Source organism: Ruminococcus sp. AF20-12LB (assembly GCF_003478985.1).
Lineage (GTDB): Bacteria > Bacillota > Clostridia > Lachnospirales > Lachnospiraceae > Blautia_A.
In genome coordinates, this window is sequence record NZ_QUGH01000010.1 from 54,582 (window position 1) to 71,943 (window position 17,362).

Below are 17,362 nucleotides of genomic sequence, written 5' to 3' on the forward strand. Positions count from 1 at the left end.
AACGTGATTAGAAAATAACAAAAGCGTTCGTTGTCAGCTAATCCAGCTAACATTTTCGAACGCTTTGAAGCCCGTCCATAAGAGGATTTGAACCTCCGACCCCTCGCTTAGGAGGCGAGTGCTCTATCCAGCTGAGCTATATGGACATATATGGTTGTGAAACATTTTGAACACTTCCAAAAGTTTCACAACCATTATTTTACTATATTTATTTTGAAATTACAAGAATTAATTCAAAATTCGAAAACTTAATAGTGCAGCTGACCCTGCAACCAGATTGTTCCTTTGAAGCGGCGTCCAACTGCCGGTTCACCGAGAAGATCCTTGCTGTTGATGCAGATATCAAACTGTATATCATTGCTCTCAATAGTCATCTGGCAGATTTCTTCACCTGTCAGGATATTCTTAAATTTCATGATGTCCAGAATCTCACCAAGAACATTATACTGATCACATTCGATTCCATAAGGCATGAAATAAGAGTCCACGATCGTGAGAACATCATCTGTAACAATTCTCTGGGAAATCATGGAGTAAGTATCCATATCCTCCATTGTAAGACTCTCCATAGCTTCCTCATCACCATTACGCGCTGCTGCGATCAGATTAGTCCTGTTTTTGGAAAGCTCTCTCTCCACCTTTACAGCTTCCTTATCCTTCTGTAGCGGAAACAGGATCTTTCCCTCAGAAGCCAGACCGGAAACCGTCACCGGACGGTCCCCCGGGTCTTTCAGGCCTTTGTATTTCTCCTGCATATATTCTGCCAGATTCTGCAGATAAAAGATCATAGTCACTCCTATACGCAGATCATCACATGCTCCTGCATAGGATTCCTTATCTGTATGACGTTCAACAGTCACTTTTTCCCTGGATGTGATTCCTGTTCCCCTGAAAAATGGGAAATAATATTCCACGTGAAACTCACCGTTCTCATCGTACTGACCACAAACGCTGATTCCACAGTCACAGCCATAATTCTTGGAAAACTGTACAAATACGCCTTCCGGATGATTTTCCACGCAAACCTTTTCATCGTAGCTTGCGATCACATCACGGATGATCTCTTTTATTTCACTTCTTCTGGTAATCTGTGAAAAACCAACGGTCTTTAAATAACTGTGCACAAGAACACCTCCCTGAAAAAGCCTGCGTTTCTCTTACGCGCGTGTCTTTTTCTCAATCTTTGTCATACCGCCCATATATGGCTGCAGAGCTTTTGGAATATTTACAGATCCATCTGCATTCAGGTTATTCTCCAGGAAAGCAATGAGCATTCTCGGAGGTGCTACTACTGTGTTGTTTAATGTATGAGCAAGATATTTCTTACCATCTTTGCCGTTTACACGGATTTTCAGACGACGTGCCTGTGCATCTCCAAGGTTGGAGCAGCTTCCTACCTCAAAGTACTTCTTCTGACGTGGAGACCATGCCTCAACATCGAGGGATTTTACCTTAAGATCAGCAAGGTCACCGGAGCAGCACTCAAGTGTACGAACCGGAATATCAAGAGAACGGAACAGATCTACTGTATTCTGCCACAGCTTGTCGAACCACATCTTACTCTCCTCTGGCTTGCAGACAACGATCATCTCCTGTTTCTCGAACTGATGGATACGGTAAACACCTCTCTCCTCAAGTCCATGAGCACCTTTCTCTTTACGGAAGCACGGAGAATAGCTTGTAAGTGTCTTCGGAAGCTCTTCCTCCGGGATGATCTGATCAATGAATTTACCGATCATGGAATGCTCACTTGTTCCGATCAGGTAAAGATCCTCACCTTCGATCTTGTACATCATAGCATCCATCTCAGCAAAGCTCATAACACCTGTAACAACATTGCTTCTGATCATGAAAGGTGGTACGCAGTAAGTAAATCCCCGGTTGATCATGAAATCTCTTGCATAAGAAATTACTGCGGAATGAAGGCGTGCGATATCTCCCATCAGGTAATAAAATCCATTACCGGCAACACGTCTTGCGCTGTCAAGGTCGATTCCGTCAAAGTTCTCCATGATATCTGTATGATACGGAACTTCAAAATCCGGAACAACTGGCTCACCAAATTTTTCAATCTCTACGTTCTGGCTATCGTCTTTACCAATCGGTACAGAAGGATCGATGATGTTCGGAATCACCATCATATCTTTCAGAAGCTCTTCCTCAACCTCTTTCTCTCTCTGAGAAAGTTCCTCAATACGAGTTCCGGATGCAGCAACCTGTTTTTTAACCTCTTCTGCCTCTTCTCTTTTTCCCTGGCCCATAAGAGCACCGATCTGTTTGGAGATCTTGTTTCTCTCAGCACGGAGAGCCTCAACCTCCTGCTTAATCTCTCTGTTTTCTTTATCAAGTTCGAGAACCTTGTCAACCAGCTCCAGTTTGCTGTCCTGGAACTTATTGCGGATATTCTGCTTTACAACCTCCGGATTCTCTCTCACAAACTTAATGTCTAACATGATATTCCTCCTGTATTAAAAATATTCTTAATCTTTGCAGCTTTTTATTCCTTCTCAATCTCACCAAGGCCAAAGTTTACTGCTTTTCTCAAAGCTTCCACTTCTTCCTGACTAAGTACAACATAGGACTCACCTTTTACAATCTCCTTTAAATAAAGGAAACAGTTATCGCGGCTGTGAACCGCATTCAAAATCAGACCTGTATTGTTTTTATCAAGAAGCGCCAGTGCAAAGCTGAGTTTTCCACCTACATCATCAAATGCATCATACTTCTCAACGCCATATTTGCTGAACATTACATTCATATTTTTTTTGATAAAGCTGATGTCATGATCATGATCTTCCTTTGCTTCATACAGCCGGTCGATCTGTGCAAATTTTCTTACAAAAACTTTTTCCAGTGACTGTGCATCTCCGCCTCTCATAAACATCTTGTACTTCCGTTCCAAACGTCTGAGACGCATATTGCTGCTCACCACATTGATCAGAAGAATGATGGTAAGGATCAGCAAAATAATGATCACAATCCCGGAATCAATTCCCATGCTTTCAAAAATCCCGCTCATTCTGCCTCCTATCTGATAGATTCGAACAGATCAATGATCCTCTCCAGTTCATCTCTGGAATAATATTCAATTTCAATTTTACCTTTGTTGTTTTTCTTTCGCTGAATGGATACCTTTGTTCCCATGATACCTTTCATTTTTTCTTCCAGGCTTTCATAAATGGCATCCTCTGCTGTGTTTCTCTCTGTTTTTACTTTTTTCGCAGGAGAAACCAGATTCTTTACAAGTTTTTCCGTCTCACGAACACTGAGTTTTTCATCAAAAACCTTCATGGCTGTTGTTTCCTGAAGAGCTTCATCAGAAATTCCCAGAAGTGCTCTCGCATGACCAGCTGAGATCATATCTGCAATTACCATTTCCTGAACTTTTGAAGAAAGCTTCAGAAGACGCATGGAATTAGTTACTGCAGTTCTGCTTTTGGCAACTCTGTCTGCGATTTCATCCTGTTTCAGGTGAAACTCTTCCATCAGACGTTTGTATGCCATCGCTTCCTCTATAGGATTCAGGTCTTCCCGCTGAATGTTCTCGATCAGGGAAATTTCTACTATTTCCTGGTCTGTAAACTCTTTTACAACAACAGGCACTTCCTTGAGCCCTGCCATCTTGGCAGCTCTCCAGCGGCGTTCGCCTGCAATGATCTCAAAATAATCCTTCTTATCGGATACCAACAACGGCTGAAGAACACCATACTGTTTAATGGATTCCGAGAGTTCCAGCAGCGCATCCTCATCAAAATGTCTTCTGGGCTGATTCAGATTTGGTTCTACGCTGGAAATTTTCACAAGTCGTTCTGCGGCCAGATTATCTTTTTCAGTTGGTTTATCTTTTTTTACAACTGCAGATCTTGTCTTTTTTGCAGGTTCCTTTGATGGACCGCCTGCTTTGTTCGGGATCAGTGCGTCAAGACCTTTTCCAAGGCCTCCTGTTCTTCTTCCAGCCATCACTCGCCCTCCCTGCCTATAACTTCTTCTGCCAGGAGACGATAACTCTCTGCTCCTGTAGATCGTGAATCGTACAGATTGATCGGTTTTCCATAGCTGGGTGCCTCTGCAAGTCGTACATTTCTCGGTATGATCGTTTTGTATATATTCTGGTCCAGGTTTTCTTTTACATTTTCTACAACCTGAAGTGACAGATTTGTTCTGGCATCATACATGGTAAAGACCACGCCTTCGATCTTCAATCTCTTATTCAATCGGTCCCTTACCAGTTCGATGGTATGTATCAACTGTGACAAACCTTCCAATGCATAATACTCACACTGAATCGGCACCAGAACGGAGGTTGCGGCTGTCAAAGCATTAATTGTAAGCATACTCAGTGACGGCGGACAATCCATGATTATGTAATCATATTTCCGGCGAAGTTTATCCGTGATCTTTTTCAGGATAAATTCTTTATCCTCAAGACCAACCAGTTCAATTTCTGCACCGGAAAGATTCATATTCGACGGTATCAGGTCAACATTATCTACAACGTTCTTTATAATAGTATCCTTGATCTCTGCTTCTCCAAGCAGCAGCTCATAAAGGGTGTTTTCTACTGCATTCTTGTCTGTGCCAAGTCCACTGGTTGTATTTCCCTGCGGATCAATGTCGATGGCAAGAACCTTTTTCCCTTTTTCAGCAAGGCAGGCCGATAGATTGATGGCTGTCGTTGATTTTCCAACCCCGCCTTTCTGATTGGCAACTGCAATGATTCGTCCCATTGTACCCCTCCTTTTTATTTTTTTAAGGGATTTTTACTCATTGGATATCATTATAACACTTTTATTTTTAAACTGCCACATAATGTTTCACGTGAAACAATAGAAAATAGATTTTGAATTATTTTATTTATTGTATAGTATACCCAAACTCATTCTGACCTAAACAGGAGTTTGACAGTAGCCGTACATCAATTGCAAAATCCATCAACTCTGCATAAATTTCCGGTTTTATTTTTTCAATCAAACTATATATTTTATGCTATAAAAACGTGCTAAGAAATGAAGTTCCCTCTTATATAAATATTTTGATGAAATTGTTCTGATTTATCGTAATCTCAAAAATAATTCTATTTTCCTGGTATAGATCTATTATCTTCTATGAAACCTTCCTACTGCTACATAGGCATCGAAATCCTTTGCTTTTACAGATTTTACAGCATTTTCAATTTTTATCTGCCAAAAAACATTACTAGTGTACCGACAAGTTGATTCTTGAAACAATCTTGCAGGATAAATTTTCTTATTTCAAGGCGGAGGAGAAAGGCGTAACGGTGGCTACGGCGCTTGACGACAACGCGGAAATAAAAAATATAGACGTAAGATTGTTCAAGAAATCAACTTGCTGGTACACTATACACTAGTACAGCAAAAATTAAGTTTCTGCTATATTGACGCAGGATGATTTCTTCTTCTGCAAGGCGGAGGAATGAGGCGTAGCGGTGGCTACGGCGCTTGACGACAACGTGGAAAAAAATATAGACGTAAGATTGTTCAAGAAATCAACTTGCTGTACTATAGCAATCCTCTAAAATAATGCGTCTTAGTCCCGCCCATCAGAGTGTGAAATCCTGCATCAGATATCTTTGCCGTGCGTCAGCACGCCTGCAGATATCTTCCTTGTCTTTCGCACTCTGCTGAACTGTCTTAAATGCATTATTTACGAGGATTGCTATAGAATGTCAAGCGAATAAAAACATTCTCAGATGCCCTCGCAATTCTACAATGAATAACTGCTTCGCGATTTATCAGAAGGACTACAAGCTTCCCTCCCCTGATAAAAAACAATTCCTCAACCACTGCTTATCGATTCCTGCAATTGAATCAGAAAATCAGGTAATTTCCTGATTCGCTCCAAACAAGCATTCGCAATCCGCAGTTGTTTCGCAGCTCTACACTGAATAACTTCTCCGCAATTTATCAGGACTTACTTGTTCTCTTCGTGAATTACTCGGCAACTAAGTTGCCAGAGCATCTGAAAAAAGGCGGGATACCGCCTTTTTTCAGGGTGCATCCATGACACCACTACTGCCTGCTCTTTAGAGCTATACAGCTACTTTTATTATTTCCGGTGTTTTCAGTCCGGTTACGGACAGTTCTTTTTTCACCCCGGATACGGAGTGATATTTTCTCAGGATATTATATGCCCCTACGGCATCTGCGTTATAAACTCTGTTTCCATCCCTGTACATTCCTCTCTCTTTCCGGTTGGACGGCTCTGCATATCTTTTCCCCACTTCCGGTGACAGTGGGCTGCACTGGCTGGTATAACTTTCTTCCTGCTTTACGAAACGGATCCCATACATTTTCAGCTTACATTCTAGCATGATATAGATCCTGTTATACGGCAGACTGTGGAACTTCTGGTTTGTCCTGTGTCCAAGGTCTTTTTCTCTCCGGATGTTCCGGATATCCCCTGCAACAACACACGTGATCCCTCGTTCCCGGCAGTATTCTGCAAGATACCTTGTGACCTTGTGCAGATAGTCCGTTACCGAGTCTTGTTTTCTCTTATATAACTTCCTGATATGTTTTGATGTGACCGGATGTTTTACTCCCTTTCCGGACTGCTGACCATACCACTGGGCCTGCACCCTTGCGATCTCTTTATGGAAATATCTTTCCAGTGCAAGGTACTTCCTGCCCAGGATAAACGTCTTCCCATTTTCAGAATCGTAACACGTCATAAGGTTGTGAAGCCCCAGATCAATAGACAGTTCATGTCCGTTCTGTGGAAGTTCTTCCCGGTCAGGGACCTCATAAACAACTATAATTTTACAGATTCTCTTCTCCGGCGGATAGATCCGCATCTGTTTGATCTGATCCATGTCCCTGAAGATCTTATTTTCAAGGTAAAGAAATCTTTCATGGATCTGATACGTTTCTTCCATATATTTTTTTAATGCCTTTGGAAGGGAAAGGCGGACTCTGCCCGTATCCCTTTCATGCGCGATCCCCATCTGCATATAGGTGATGGGGATACTTTTCTGCTTAAACCGCGGCGGTCTGGGAGTCTCGATCCCTCCGGATCTTTTCAGGGCATAAAAAGACTTCCATGCCTTGTCCAGCAGCTTACAGACTTCCTGGGCGGTCTGGGACGGGAGCTGTTTATACCACAGATCCTCCTTATGAGCTTTTTTCTGATAATACCAGTCCGGATACTGCTCCATCCCAGTTTCTTTGTAATGCTGACGCTCATAATTACAGACATTCCAGAGCTTGGACGCTGCATAGCACATATGCCCGATGAGGTTCGCATATTCCCGGCTGACCTTTATGGATGTTTTCTTTGACAGCAGCATGTCCTCTCCTCCATCGTATCAGTAAGCTTTGCTCTGATGTTCGATATACCTGCGGATATTTTCTTCCGATACAGACCCGACCATTTCCACATAATAGGAATGGTTCCACAGCTCCCCTTTCCAAAGCTGGTTTCTTATTTTCGGAAAACATTCGAAAAGTTTCCTGCCGGAGATCCCCTTCAGGTATTTCACGATCGCAGTTATGGATAATTTCGGAGGGGCTGACACAAAACAGTGTACATAGTCTCCTTCCCCACATTCAAACAGATGGACCGTAAAGCCCTTATCCTCTGCGATCTCCTGCACCAGTTCCTACAGATATGCCTCGACCTCCGCATTTAATATCTTCCGCCGGTATTTTACCGACCATACCATATGGTAATTAATATTGCACACACAAGTGCGGCAATGTATAAGATTTTCTTTCATGCATATAGTATACCATGATATCAAAAATCCCACAATAAAATACCGAACATATTTTCTTTTTTTTATAATGCTGGATACAGCTTTTTACAGAAAGCTTTTATAGGAGAAAATTGAACGAAAACCGTTTTGTTATTTCTATTTATTATGAGTACAGATATGCACAGTTTACGCTTTCATCTCGGTAATTGAATTGCCGAGGATTCCCGCTTTTTATCCTAAAGCAAGTACCCAACCGCTACTTATTGCTTTTTACAATTGAAGCAGGGGACCTCCTGATTCGGTTAAAAATTATATCAACGCTACCGTAAAACGCCTAAAGCAAGTCTCACCCACTGCTTATTGCTTTTTGCAATTGAAGCAGGGAGCTTACTTGATCTGATTAAAGCCTATATTAAAGCTGCTATAAAAACATAGATACCAGACTTACAGCTGTTTTTTATTTCTGCAATTGTAAAAGATAAGATTATATCTCTCTATTTTTAAGATATCTCTTAATGTTTCACGTGAAACATCCAAAAACAGATCATCAAATAAATATTCTTAATTGAAGCAGGAGACTTACTTGATCCGGTTAAAAATAAAAATGCCATCCCCAAAATCGCTCAAGTATGTGATTTGACTTGCAACTTCAAAGGTACTGAACAGCTACGAATACATTATAAAACCAACGAGAAATATCAAAAAAAGCACTCCGATATATGATCTCTGGCATTATCTGTATCACAAAAGTATATAAAAAGTACAAGAAAATCCATCCACAAAATAATGTGGCAATTATCTTTATATTTCCCCAAAACATCTATATATAGTAAATGGAAACATCTTTTTCAGAGTGTTTTTTATAGTGTGAAATGCATATATCTTTCAGCTGGAAATATAATATTATGAAACTAGAATTTTCGATTTTTGTTTATTTTATTATATTTACAAAAGATTTACATATTTCTTTCATTTTTCTTCCGATCCTGTTATATATTCGTTATGTACATGTTAAGTGAAGTTTTTTCAAGCATAGTTTCATTTTGTAATATCCAATATCAAACGTATCTGAACAAGATTCCGGCACGAAACTGGCATAAAATAATTTCGCCAAAAAAAGCGCTGCCTTGTCTTCCCTTTATCCCAGTCATGCGGATAAAAACGTCTGCATTCGGTGCATAGTTTTACACCGAAGAGTTTTTTTACAGTTTGTCAGGAATAGTACAGGTAATTTCCCACCCAAAGCTTATTGTTTTTCATAATCGAAGCAGACAATTTTCTTTATTCGATCAATCATCATTTTACATGTTTAAAATAGAGGAAGATCTATATTTTATTTTTATCATAGTATGTTGTTTTTCTTTTTAGCGTATGTGTGCAGGTGCACATTTCTGCATTTTACAGCTTTTCATATGTATTTTTATATAAAGTACATTTTATTGTACTTTTCTAATCACAGTACTATAATTCGTACTTTATTGTTTTTTCTTCTGTAAATATCCTATTATTTCTATTTATTCGCCAGTATTTTCTTCCATAAAGTACTTTTTATTGTACTTATCATTTGTATTTCAATCATTTTTGTAGTCGTTTTATTATCATGGTGTGATCTTCATAGAAACAGGCTTTTCCTTCTCTTTATTTTATCCTTACTCTTATATCACTCTATAAAATCCACCTTATTTTCCGCCTTACTCTCCGTTTTTTCATATAAATATATCTTTTTACTATATTCGCTTAACTTGTTAATTTCCCGTCCAGTGTATAAAGCATCTGACCGGAACTCATAGGAAATACTGATGACCGTATCTGGTAGCTTACTCTCAAGTACACAAACATATCTACCAACTTTGGATCAATCAGATAAAAGCATTCACTACGCAGTTCTACACCAAATAACTACTTTGCAATTTATCAGAAGAGATCAGTATTTCTCCTGACACAAGCAAGTCCCCACCCACTATTTATTGCTTTTCACAATTGAATCAGGAAACTGTTACTGTTCGCTCCATTCTCAGCAACACGCTTCGCGATGCACAGAATACTTACTTGATTCGTTTAAAAGCGCTTCTTCTCTTGCTTCATTTTCCCTTGAAATGCTATAATCCATAGAGAAAGCATTTGCAAACTCCCCGCAGTTTGCGGCTAGTACAGCGAAAATTAAGTTTCTGCTATTGACACAGGATGATTTCTTCATCTGCAAGGCGGAGGAATGAGGCGTAGCGGTGACTACGACGATTAACGGCAACGCAACAAATGAAAAATCAGGCAAGTCAATATGGCGGTTACTTAATATTCGCTGTACTAGCCATTTATCATCTGATCGAAAGGAATATTTTATACATGAACACCACAAATAATCGCAACGATTTCTATAAAGAACAATTAGACAAGACTTTAAATGTCAATGAAAAGATTGAAACTGCCATTGCAGCACTCCAAAAAGAAGCAAGCGAAGAAATGCTTGCTCATGCTCTCACAGTAATCCGCCGTAGAATGAAGGAGCAGGCACAACTGATCATTGCCATAGAACCTCCAAAAGGTGATGGTAAAATTTCTCTCCATGCGATCAAAACCAATGATGGAAAGCAATGGTGGGCTGCATTCACCAGCTTCGACGAAGAATTAAAAGGCAGTGATAAGATCATGTCCACATTTACTGCAGATATTGATAAGATTTTTGCTTCTGCATTGCAGGAACCGTCTATTGAGGGAGTCATTCTCAATCCATGGAACCGTACACTAATGCTGAACAAAACTCTTATCAACATTATCCTAGGCAATCCTGTATAATACCAACTCTGGCGGATAACAAGTCCAATGTTTCACGTGAAACACTTGGTATTTTACCGAAGTATAAAATCATTCAAGCGGATAAAAGCATCCGCTTCGCTACTTGCGCATAACCGAATAACTGCTTCGCAGTTTATCAGAAGGAGCTTTCCCTCCTCCTGATACAAGCAAGTCCCAACCCTCTGCTTATTGCTCTTCGCAACCCTGCAGGGTGACTTACTTGATTCGGTTCAAAATCTGATTTCTATGTATCATGAAGCGTATTGGTGATGCTACTGTTCACTGGTAATATTCCGTTAGTTTTTTGCAAACAACGGCCGCAGAAAACCCGAAACCACACCGCGCCATTTTACGCGATCAGCATAAATTCTGTGCATCACGAAGCGTGTTACTGAGAACGGAAGGAACAGCAGCCAGCAAACAATAACAAGGTTAAGGTTCCTACAAAAGCATTGTAAATTTTTCGTTCCTGTCGTATAATAAAGCAAAGAAATATTCAGAAAAAATCAGATCAGATACCTGAATTCCGTTACATCTGTCCTGATTATTTTTACGAATTCCAGGAGGCTTTTTATGAAGAAAAATGGACACAGACTACTTACTCTTGCAGCTTTAGTCGGAACTGCCGCAGGTGTTATTCATATTGCTAACCGTTTCATAGATGCCACATCTCAGCTTAAAGACATGTTGGAACAGCCACATAGCAAAACCTATGACTGGCGTTTTGGAAAGATTTTTTATACAAAACAGGGACATGGCACCCCTGTTCTTCTTATTCACGATATCATGCCAGGTGCTTCCGGTTATGAATGGAATGCTGTAGAGAAGCAGCTCGCAACCGAACATACAGTTTACACCCTTGATCTTCTTGGATGTGGACGTTCCGAAAAACCGGATATTACTTATACCAATTTTGTATTTGCTCAGTTACTCTGTGATTTTGCCAAGAATGTAATTCGTGAGGAAACCGATGTTATTGCCAGTGGTTTCTCAGGTTCTTTTGCGATCATGGCTTACCGTAACAATTCCGACCATTTCCGCAAGATTATGCTGGTTAATCCACCAAGCTTCAGTTCTCTGAAGCAGGCTCCTTGTAAAGACAACAAACTCTTTAAGTATTTTATCGAGCTTCCGATTTTCGGAACTCTGATCTACCATATGGTGGCTTCCCGCGAATCCATCAGCAGTCTGTTTATGGAAAAGCTTTTCTACAATCCCTTCCATGTAACAGATACACTGGTAGACACCTATTATGAATCCGCTCACAAGGGCGGTTCCAACGCCAAATATCTGTATTCCAGCTACATTGGCAAATACCTGAATATCAGCATTAATAATGCCGTAGAATCTTCCGATGCATGCATCTATATTATTTCCGGAGAAAAAGAAGCTTCCGCTTCTCTTATCGCAGAGGAATACCAGAAGCTGAATTCTTCCATTGAAACCGCTGTGATCTCGGAAACCAGACATCTTCCTCATCTGGAAGATCCTGAACATTTCCTGGAACAGGTATCTATTTTCCTGTAAAAACAACTTATGATTCGGAAACAAAGACAAAATTTCTCTATAGTGATTTTGGAAATCAACGCATTAAAAGAACATTGTTCATGTTCGGAGCCGTTGAACTTCATGCAGTAATTTGTGGAGATGCTATAACCGACAAAAAGCCAATAAAAAAAGAGTATTGTTTCACGTGAAACATGAGTTTTCCCTCAAGCAAATGTGAAACAATACTCTTTATTTTTACCAGACTCACCTCATACATCCGGACATTTCTCTTATCTATAGCAATTCCATAAAATAATACAATCAAGACAGTTCAGCAGAGTGTGAAGGACAAGGAAGATACCTGCAGGCGTGCTGACGTACGGCAAAGATATCTGACGCAGGATTTCACGCTATGATGGACTGGATTGTTTGCAGTAATTTATGGAGTTGCTATAAGTGCCTGCTCCAGATACATGTGTGTTGTATTATCGATCAGCTTATGTGTCAACTCTGCCATATGCTGTGTACTCTCCTGATTCTCAGAAGACAACCATGTCTTGATCATTCCCACGCATCCATTCAGACAAAACGCATACGCATACTCAATATCACGGTTGTCTTTCGGAAGACGAATTGACAAGCGATGCAGCACTGTATCTGCGATCAGTTTTTCTATACGATTCACGAAAGCCATATCTCCATTCTTTCCAAGAAGTGCGATACAAATATCCTTATTATGATCCAGGATCGTAAATATCTGCTCAATAAAAGGATACGAGCTCTCCTTATTATTAAGAGGATCCAGAGGATAGTCTGCCACCAAATGCGTGATTTCCTCCATCAATTCAGCCTCTATGGATTCCAGCATCTGATAGATATCTGTATAGTGAAGATAAAATGTGGAGCGGTTGATATCAACTTCTTCTACCAGTTCCTTTACCGTAATTTCCTTAATACTCTTCTTCTGCATAAGACGGGCAAGCCCCGCTCGCAACTGTGCCTTGGTCTTACGTACTCTTCTGTCAACTTTTTCCGCCATCTTAATCCCCCCTGCAATTCAAAAAAGCAAGCCTGTTTCCTCCATCACCTATTACTTACGATACTCTGCAACTGTCATACAATGTGCATCCTTCAAACGAGCAAAAGCATTCTCTTTCTCTACACTGATCTACATGGTACCAGAAATCTGCTGCGCAATTTAGTTGAAACAGAGGAATCCTGTCTGCATTTAATATTACCAACTGCACATAAATTCAAAGTAAATAAAGTACTTTTTGTCTATTATGCAGTTTTTTATTTGTAATAGACACTTCCATTATTTTCGTCTATTAATATACATTCAGTAAATTTTTAATGGTTGTATCTGTGGTATGTGTTTAGTATAATACATCACGTAAAGAAAATCAACACTTTGTTTGATAATGGAGCATAAAGCTATTAATAGATTTTAATATGATTAATAGATCTCGTTACCATTACTGGAATAAAGTTTGATTAATCAACTATGTTTGATAATACAATTTAATAAGAAAGGGATAGGTAATATGATCAAAAACGAATGGAAAAGCTTACTTCGTAACAAGCTCATGCTTATCGTCGTAATCGCCATTATCGTAATCCCGATCATCTATGCAGGTCTGTTTCTGAAATCCATGTGGGATCCTTACGGAAACGTAGACAGCCTGCCAGTGGCCGTGGTAAACGAAGACAAACCTGTCGAGTATAATGGCAAGACCCTGAGCATAGGTAAGGACATGGCGGATGAGCTGAAAGACAACGACTCAATGGCATTTAACATTGTAGACAGCAAGACAGCAGAGGACGGTCTGGCCAATGGAACCTATTACATGGTTATCAAAATTCCGGAAAATTTCTCCGCAAATGCAGCCACTGTAATGGATGACGATCCAAAACAAATGGAACTGTCCTACGAGACTAACCCGGGAACCAACTATATCGCCTCCAAGCTCAGTGAGACAGCAATGCTGAAGCTTCGCGATAACATCGCTTCCAAGGTTACAGAAACCTATACAGAAACCGTTTTTGATTCTATCTCAGAAGCAGGTGACGGAATGCAGGAAGCAGCAGACGGATCCGGAAAGATCGAAGACGGACTGAATACAGCAGCTGATGGTAATACAACGATCACTAAGAACCTGAAAAAGCTTTCTACCAGCACTCTTACCTTTGTAAGCGGTGCTGACAGTCTCACAGAAGGTCTTAAGACCTACACCGATGGTGTTGCAAAGGTTAACGATGGCGCAAAGAGCCTGAACGATGGTGCAGGGCAGCTGAACAGCGGCGTTGCAACCCTCACAGAAAAGGTTCCTGAGCTGACAACCGGTGTGGATACTCTGGATAAAGGTGTTCAGCAGTACACCGCTGGTGTGGATGAGCTTAATAAAAATTCTGATGCATTGAAATCCGGCGCAAGCAGCCTGGAATCCGGTGCAAACCAGCTGAACAGCGGTGTTGCAGCTCTGACAGAAAAGGTTCCTGAGCTGACAACCGGTGTAGATACTCTGGATGAAGGTGTTCAGCAGTACACCGCTGGTGTGGATGAGCTTAATAAAAATTCTGATACGCTGAAATCCGGCGCAAGCAGCCTGGAATCCGGTGCAAATGCATTAAGTGCAGGTATTGATACTCTTTCCGACGGAGCAACACAGTATGTAGCTGGTGCTGACACTCTTGCAGATGGAACTACCACCTATGTGGCTGGTGCTGGCAAACTCGCAGCCGGTGCCAAAGAGCTTGCAAAACTTGAAGACGGACTCACAACAGTTTCCAATGGTATCTCTCAGCTGAATACCGGTGTTACCAAAGGAACCGATGACTCACAGTCACTGATATCCGGAACACAGCAGCTGGAAAACGGACTGAAAGCCCTGAACGATAAGGTTTCTGCTCTGAAAGAGGGAACAACACAGGAATCCATCAACAAGCTTGCAGCCGGCCTTACTTCCGCAAAGGATGGTATGGACACAGCCGCAGCTGGTATGAACAGTGCTGCAGCTGGTATGAACAATGCCGCAGATGGAATCAACAACGCAGCCGGATATATCACTCAGGCCGCAGGCATCACAAGTCAGACCAGCAGCAGTATCACAGACAGTCTAATCCCTGCTCTCCAGAATGCAGGCACACAGTTCTCACAGGTAGGTGATCAGGTCAGCAGCATCCTTACAGGATACGGACAGCAGACAACGGAAGCACTTACTGATGCAAATACCAAGATCGGTACTGCCGGACAGACAATGACCAATTTAGCAGCACAGCTTCAGGCGATTCAGGCAACCGCTTCTGAGGACGGAACCATTTCCGCAGCAGCTCTGAATGATGTGATCAACGCTTTAAACAGCGTAGCCGGTGGAATGACTGGCGTGGACGGTTCTTACATGAGCAGCTATTCTGATCAGGTTTCACAGCTTGCAGCTGGTGTATCCGGTCAGCTCTCTTCTACTCAGAAAAACCTGAATGCTGTTGCTTCCAAGCTTAACGAAGCAGCTTCCGGACTGACTCAGATCTCCGGCGGACTGACTCAGGGTGCCGGTACACTTTCTGAGGGTGCAACAACCATGACAGATGGTGCAAACCAGATGAGTGCAGGTGCAACAAACATGAGCGCAGGTGCAGAGCAGTTATCTGCAGCTACAAGTCAGCTTCCTACAGATCTGATCGCTCAGCTTTCTGCAGGTGTTACCCAGCTGTATCAGGGTGCACAGGCTGTAAACACAGGAACCAAGAACGTTTCCGCAGGACTTCAGTCTCTGGAAGACGGCACAGTCGAAGCCTTCCCGGCTGCAGCAGCAGGAATCAAAGCTCTGAACGATGGATTTGACCAACTGACATCTTATGATAAGCAGCTCAACAACGGTGCAAAGAATCTGAAAACAGCCGGCAAGCAGATCACTGACGCACTTCCGGATATCAAATCCGGTGCAGGTCAGCTGGCAGATGGTTCTAAGGCACTGACAGATGGAATCACAACTTACACCGATGGTATTGCAAAGCTTTCCGAAAACAGTGCTGCTCTTACAGACGGCACCAAGAAACTTTCAACAGGAGCCAAGGCTCTTTCCAGCGGTGCTACTACTCTTGCAGATGGAACAAAAGCATTAGCCAATGGTTCCGGAACACTGACAACCGGAATCACAACCTACACCGATGGTGTTGCTAAGCTTTCCGAAAACAGCTCCGCTCTTACAGACGGTACCAAAAAGCTCTCAACAGGAGCCAAAACCCTTTCCAGCGGTGCTACTACTCTTGCAAACGGTACTAAGACATTAGCAAACGGTACCTCAACACTTCTCAGCGGTACCGAGAAGCTTGTAAGTAACAACAGCACACTTAACAATGGTGCAAAACAGCTTGCAGATGGCGCTGCCCAGATCCAGAGCGGTTCCTCTCAGCTGTATGATGGCTCCAAGAAGCTTGGAAGCGGTATGAAAGAACTGAAAGACGGTTCCAAGACACTGACCACAAGCCTCAGCGATGGAGCTACCACTGTAAAAGATAATTCAGCAAGTGATGAAACGATCAAAATGTTCGCAACTCCTGTTGTAAACGATGAAACAAAACTTACCGATGTCCCGAATAATGGACACGCAATGGCACCTTACATGATGTCTGTAGGCCTCTGGGTCGGCGCGCTGGCATTCTGCCTGATGTATCCTCTGGCTCAGTATAAGGGCAAACTGAAATCCGGTTTCGCATGGTGGGCAAGCAAGGCTTCCGTCCTTTATCCGGTAGCTATCCTTCAGGGAATCTGCCTGATCATGCTGTTACATGCATTTAACGGATTCACACCTGCAGAGATGGGCAAAACCGTACTCTTCGCCTGCCTGACATCAATGACCTTTACCTCTATCATGTACTTCTTCAACATTACTCTTGGTAAGGTAGGAAGCTTCCTGATGCTGGTATTCATGGTCGTTCAGCTTGCAGGATCTGCCGGAACGTATCCGGTTGAGGTTTCACCTTCATTCGTTGCAAAGATCCATGCATACGTTCCGTTTACTTACACGGTCGATGCATTCCGTGCAACGATCAGCGGTGGCCGAAGCATTACCTCTTCCATTATTGTAATGGTTGCGCTGTTAGTGATCTTCACAATCCTGACGATCCTTCAGTTCAATCACATGACTAAGAGAAAGAAAACAGGAAAAATCGTTTTCTTCGACTGGCTGGAAGAAAGAGGTCTTGCATAATACTTAGTTACTGGCAGAAGCTCCCCCGAACCTTCTGTTAGATATAGAAAAATTGAAACTGTACAGTTGCTCAGATGAGCTTCTGTACAGTTTTTTTATGTCTTCATCTGCTATCGTGCATACCACATCACAAACGGTAAAAAATATACGGACCTTA

The 17,362-nt window shown here is 41.8% G+C and carries 10 protein-coding genes, 1 tRNA gene and 1 pseudogene; 3 read left to right on the plus strand and 9 right to left on the minus strand.

Going from position 1 to position 17,362, the window contains the following annotated elements:
* Positions 1-72 precede the first annotated feature (72 nt).
* The 8 genes and pseudogenes from DWX61_RS13060 to tnpA form a co-directional block, all read right to left on the minus strand.
* Positions 73-146, minus strand: a tRNA-Arg gene (locus DWX61_RS13060).
* A 102-nt stretch (positions 147-248) separates the two neighbouring features.
* Positions 249-1,124 carry a DUF3881 family protein gene (locus tag DWX61_RS13065; protein ID WP_059086529.1) on the minus strand — a complete coding sequence of 292 codons (876 nt, stop codon included), beginning with the start codon at positions 1,122-1,124 and terminating at the stop codon, positions 249-251.
* A 33-nt stretch (positions 1,125-1,157) separates the two neighbouring features.
* Positions 1,158-2,453, minus strand: coding sequence for a serine--tRNA ligase (gene serS / locus DWX61_RS13070; protein ID WP_015526534.1), 1,296 nt, complete (start codon positions 2,451-2,453; stop codon positions 1,158-1,160).
* A gap of 44 nt (positions 2,454-2,497) precedes the next feature.
* Positions 2,498-3,019: a DUF4446 family protein gene (locus DWX61_RS13075; protein WP_118516132.1), complete on the minus strand. Its 522-nt coding sequence runs from the start codon at positions 3,017-3,019 to the stop codon at positions 2,498-2,500.
* A gap of 8 nt (positions 3,020-3,027) precedes the next feature.
* Positions 3,028-3,960 (minus strand): ParB/RepB/Spo0J family partition protein, encoded by a 933-nt coding sequence (locus DWX61_RS13080; protein WP_118625683.1) that lies wholly within the window; start codon positions 3,958-3,960, stop codon positions 3,028-3,030.
* Positions 3,960-4,727 carry a ParA family protein gene (locus tag DWX61_RS13085; protein WP_118516134.1) on the minus strand — a complete coding sequence of 256 codons (768 nt, stop codon included), beginning with the start codon at positions 4,725-4,727 and terminating at the stop codon, positions 3,960-3,962. Before DWX61_RS13085 ends, DWX61_RS13080 begins: the two co-directional genes overlap by 1 nt.
* Positions 4,728-6,049: 1,322 nt before the next feature.
* Positions 6,050-7,306 (minus strand): RNA-guided endonuclease InsQ/TnpB family protein, encoded by a 1,257-nt coding sequence (locus DWX61_RS13090; RefSeq protein WP_270427469.1) that lies wholly within the window; start codon positions 7,304-7,306, stop codon positions 6,050-6,052.
* A gap of 18 nt (positions 7,307-7,324) precedes the next feature.
* Positions 7,325-7,735: pseudogene (tnpA, locus tag DWX61_RS13095) on the minus strand (IS200/IS605 family transposase).
* A gap of 2,322 nt (positions 7,736-10,057) precedes the next feature.
* On the opposite strand from tnpA, the gene DWX61_RS13105 reads away from it, so the two are divergent.
* Together DWX61_RS13105 and DWX61_RS13110 are read left to right on the plus strand one after the other, a co-directional pair.
* Positions 10,058-10,507 carry an SseB family protein gene (locus DWX61_RS13105; RefSeq protein WP_118625687.1) on the plus strand — a complete coding sequence of 150 codons (450 nt, stop codon included), beginning with the start codon at positions 10,058-10,060 and terminating at the stop codon, positions 10,505-10,507.
* 573 nt (positions 10,508-11,080) lie between these two features.
* Complete coding sequence (locus DWX61_RS13110) at positions 11,081-12,034, plus strand: alpha/beta fold hydrolase (RefSeq protein WP_118625689.1); 954 nt, start codon at positions 11,081-11,083, stop codon at positions 12,032-12,034.
* A 400-nt stretch (positions 12,035-12,434) separates the two neighbouring features.
* On the opposite strand, the gene DWX61_RS13115 is transcribed toward DWX61_RS13110, so the two are convergent.
* A complete protein-coding gene (locus DWX61_RS13115; protein ID WP_118625691.1) occupies positions 12,435-13,034 on the minus strand; it encodes a TetR-like C-terminal domain-containing protein in 600 nt (199 codons plus the stop codon).
* A 505-nt stretch (positions 13,035-13,539) separates the two neighbouring features.
* Between DWX61_RS13115 and DWX61_RS13120 the strand changes: the two genes are divergently transcribed.
* Positions 13,540-17,205: a YhgE/Pip domain-containing protein gene (locus DWX61_RS13120; protein WP_118625693.1), complete on the plus strand. Its 3,666-nt coding sequence runs from the start codon at positions 13,540-13,542 to the stop codon at positions 17,203-17,205.
* Positions 17,206-17,362: the final 157 nt, after the last annotated feature.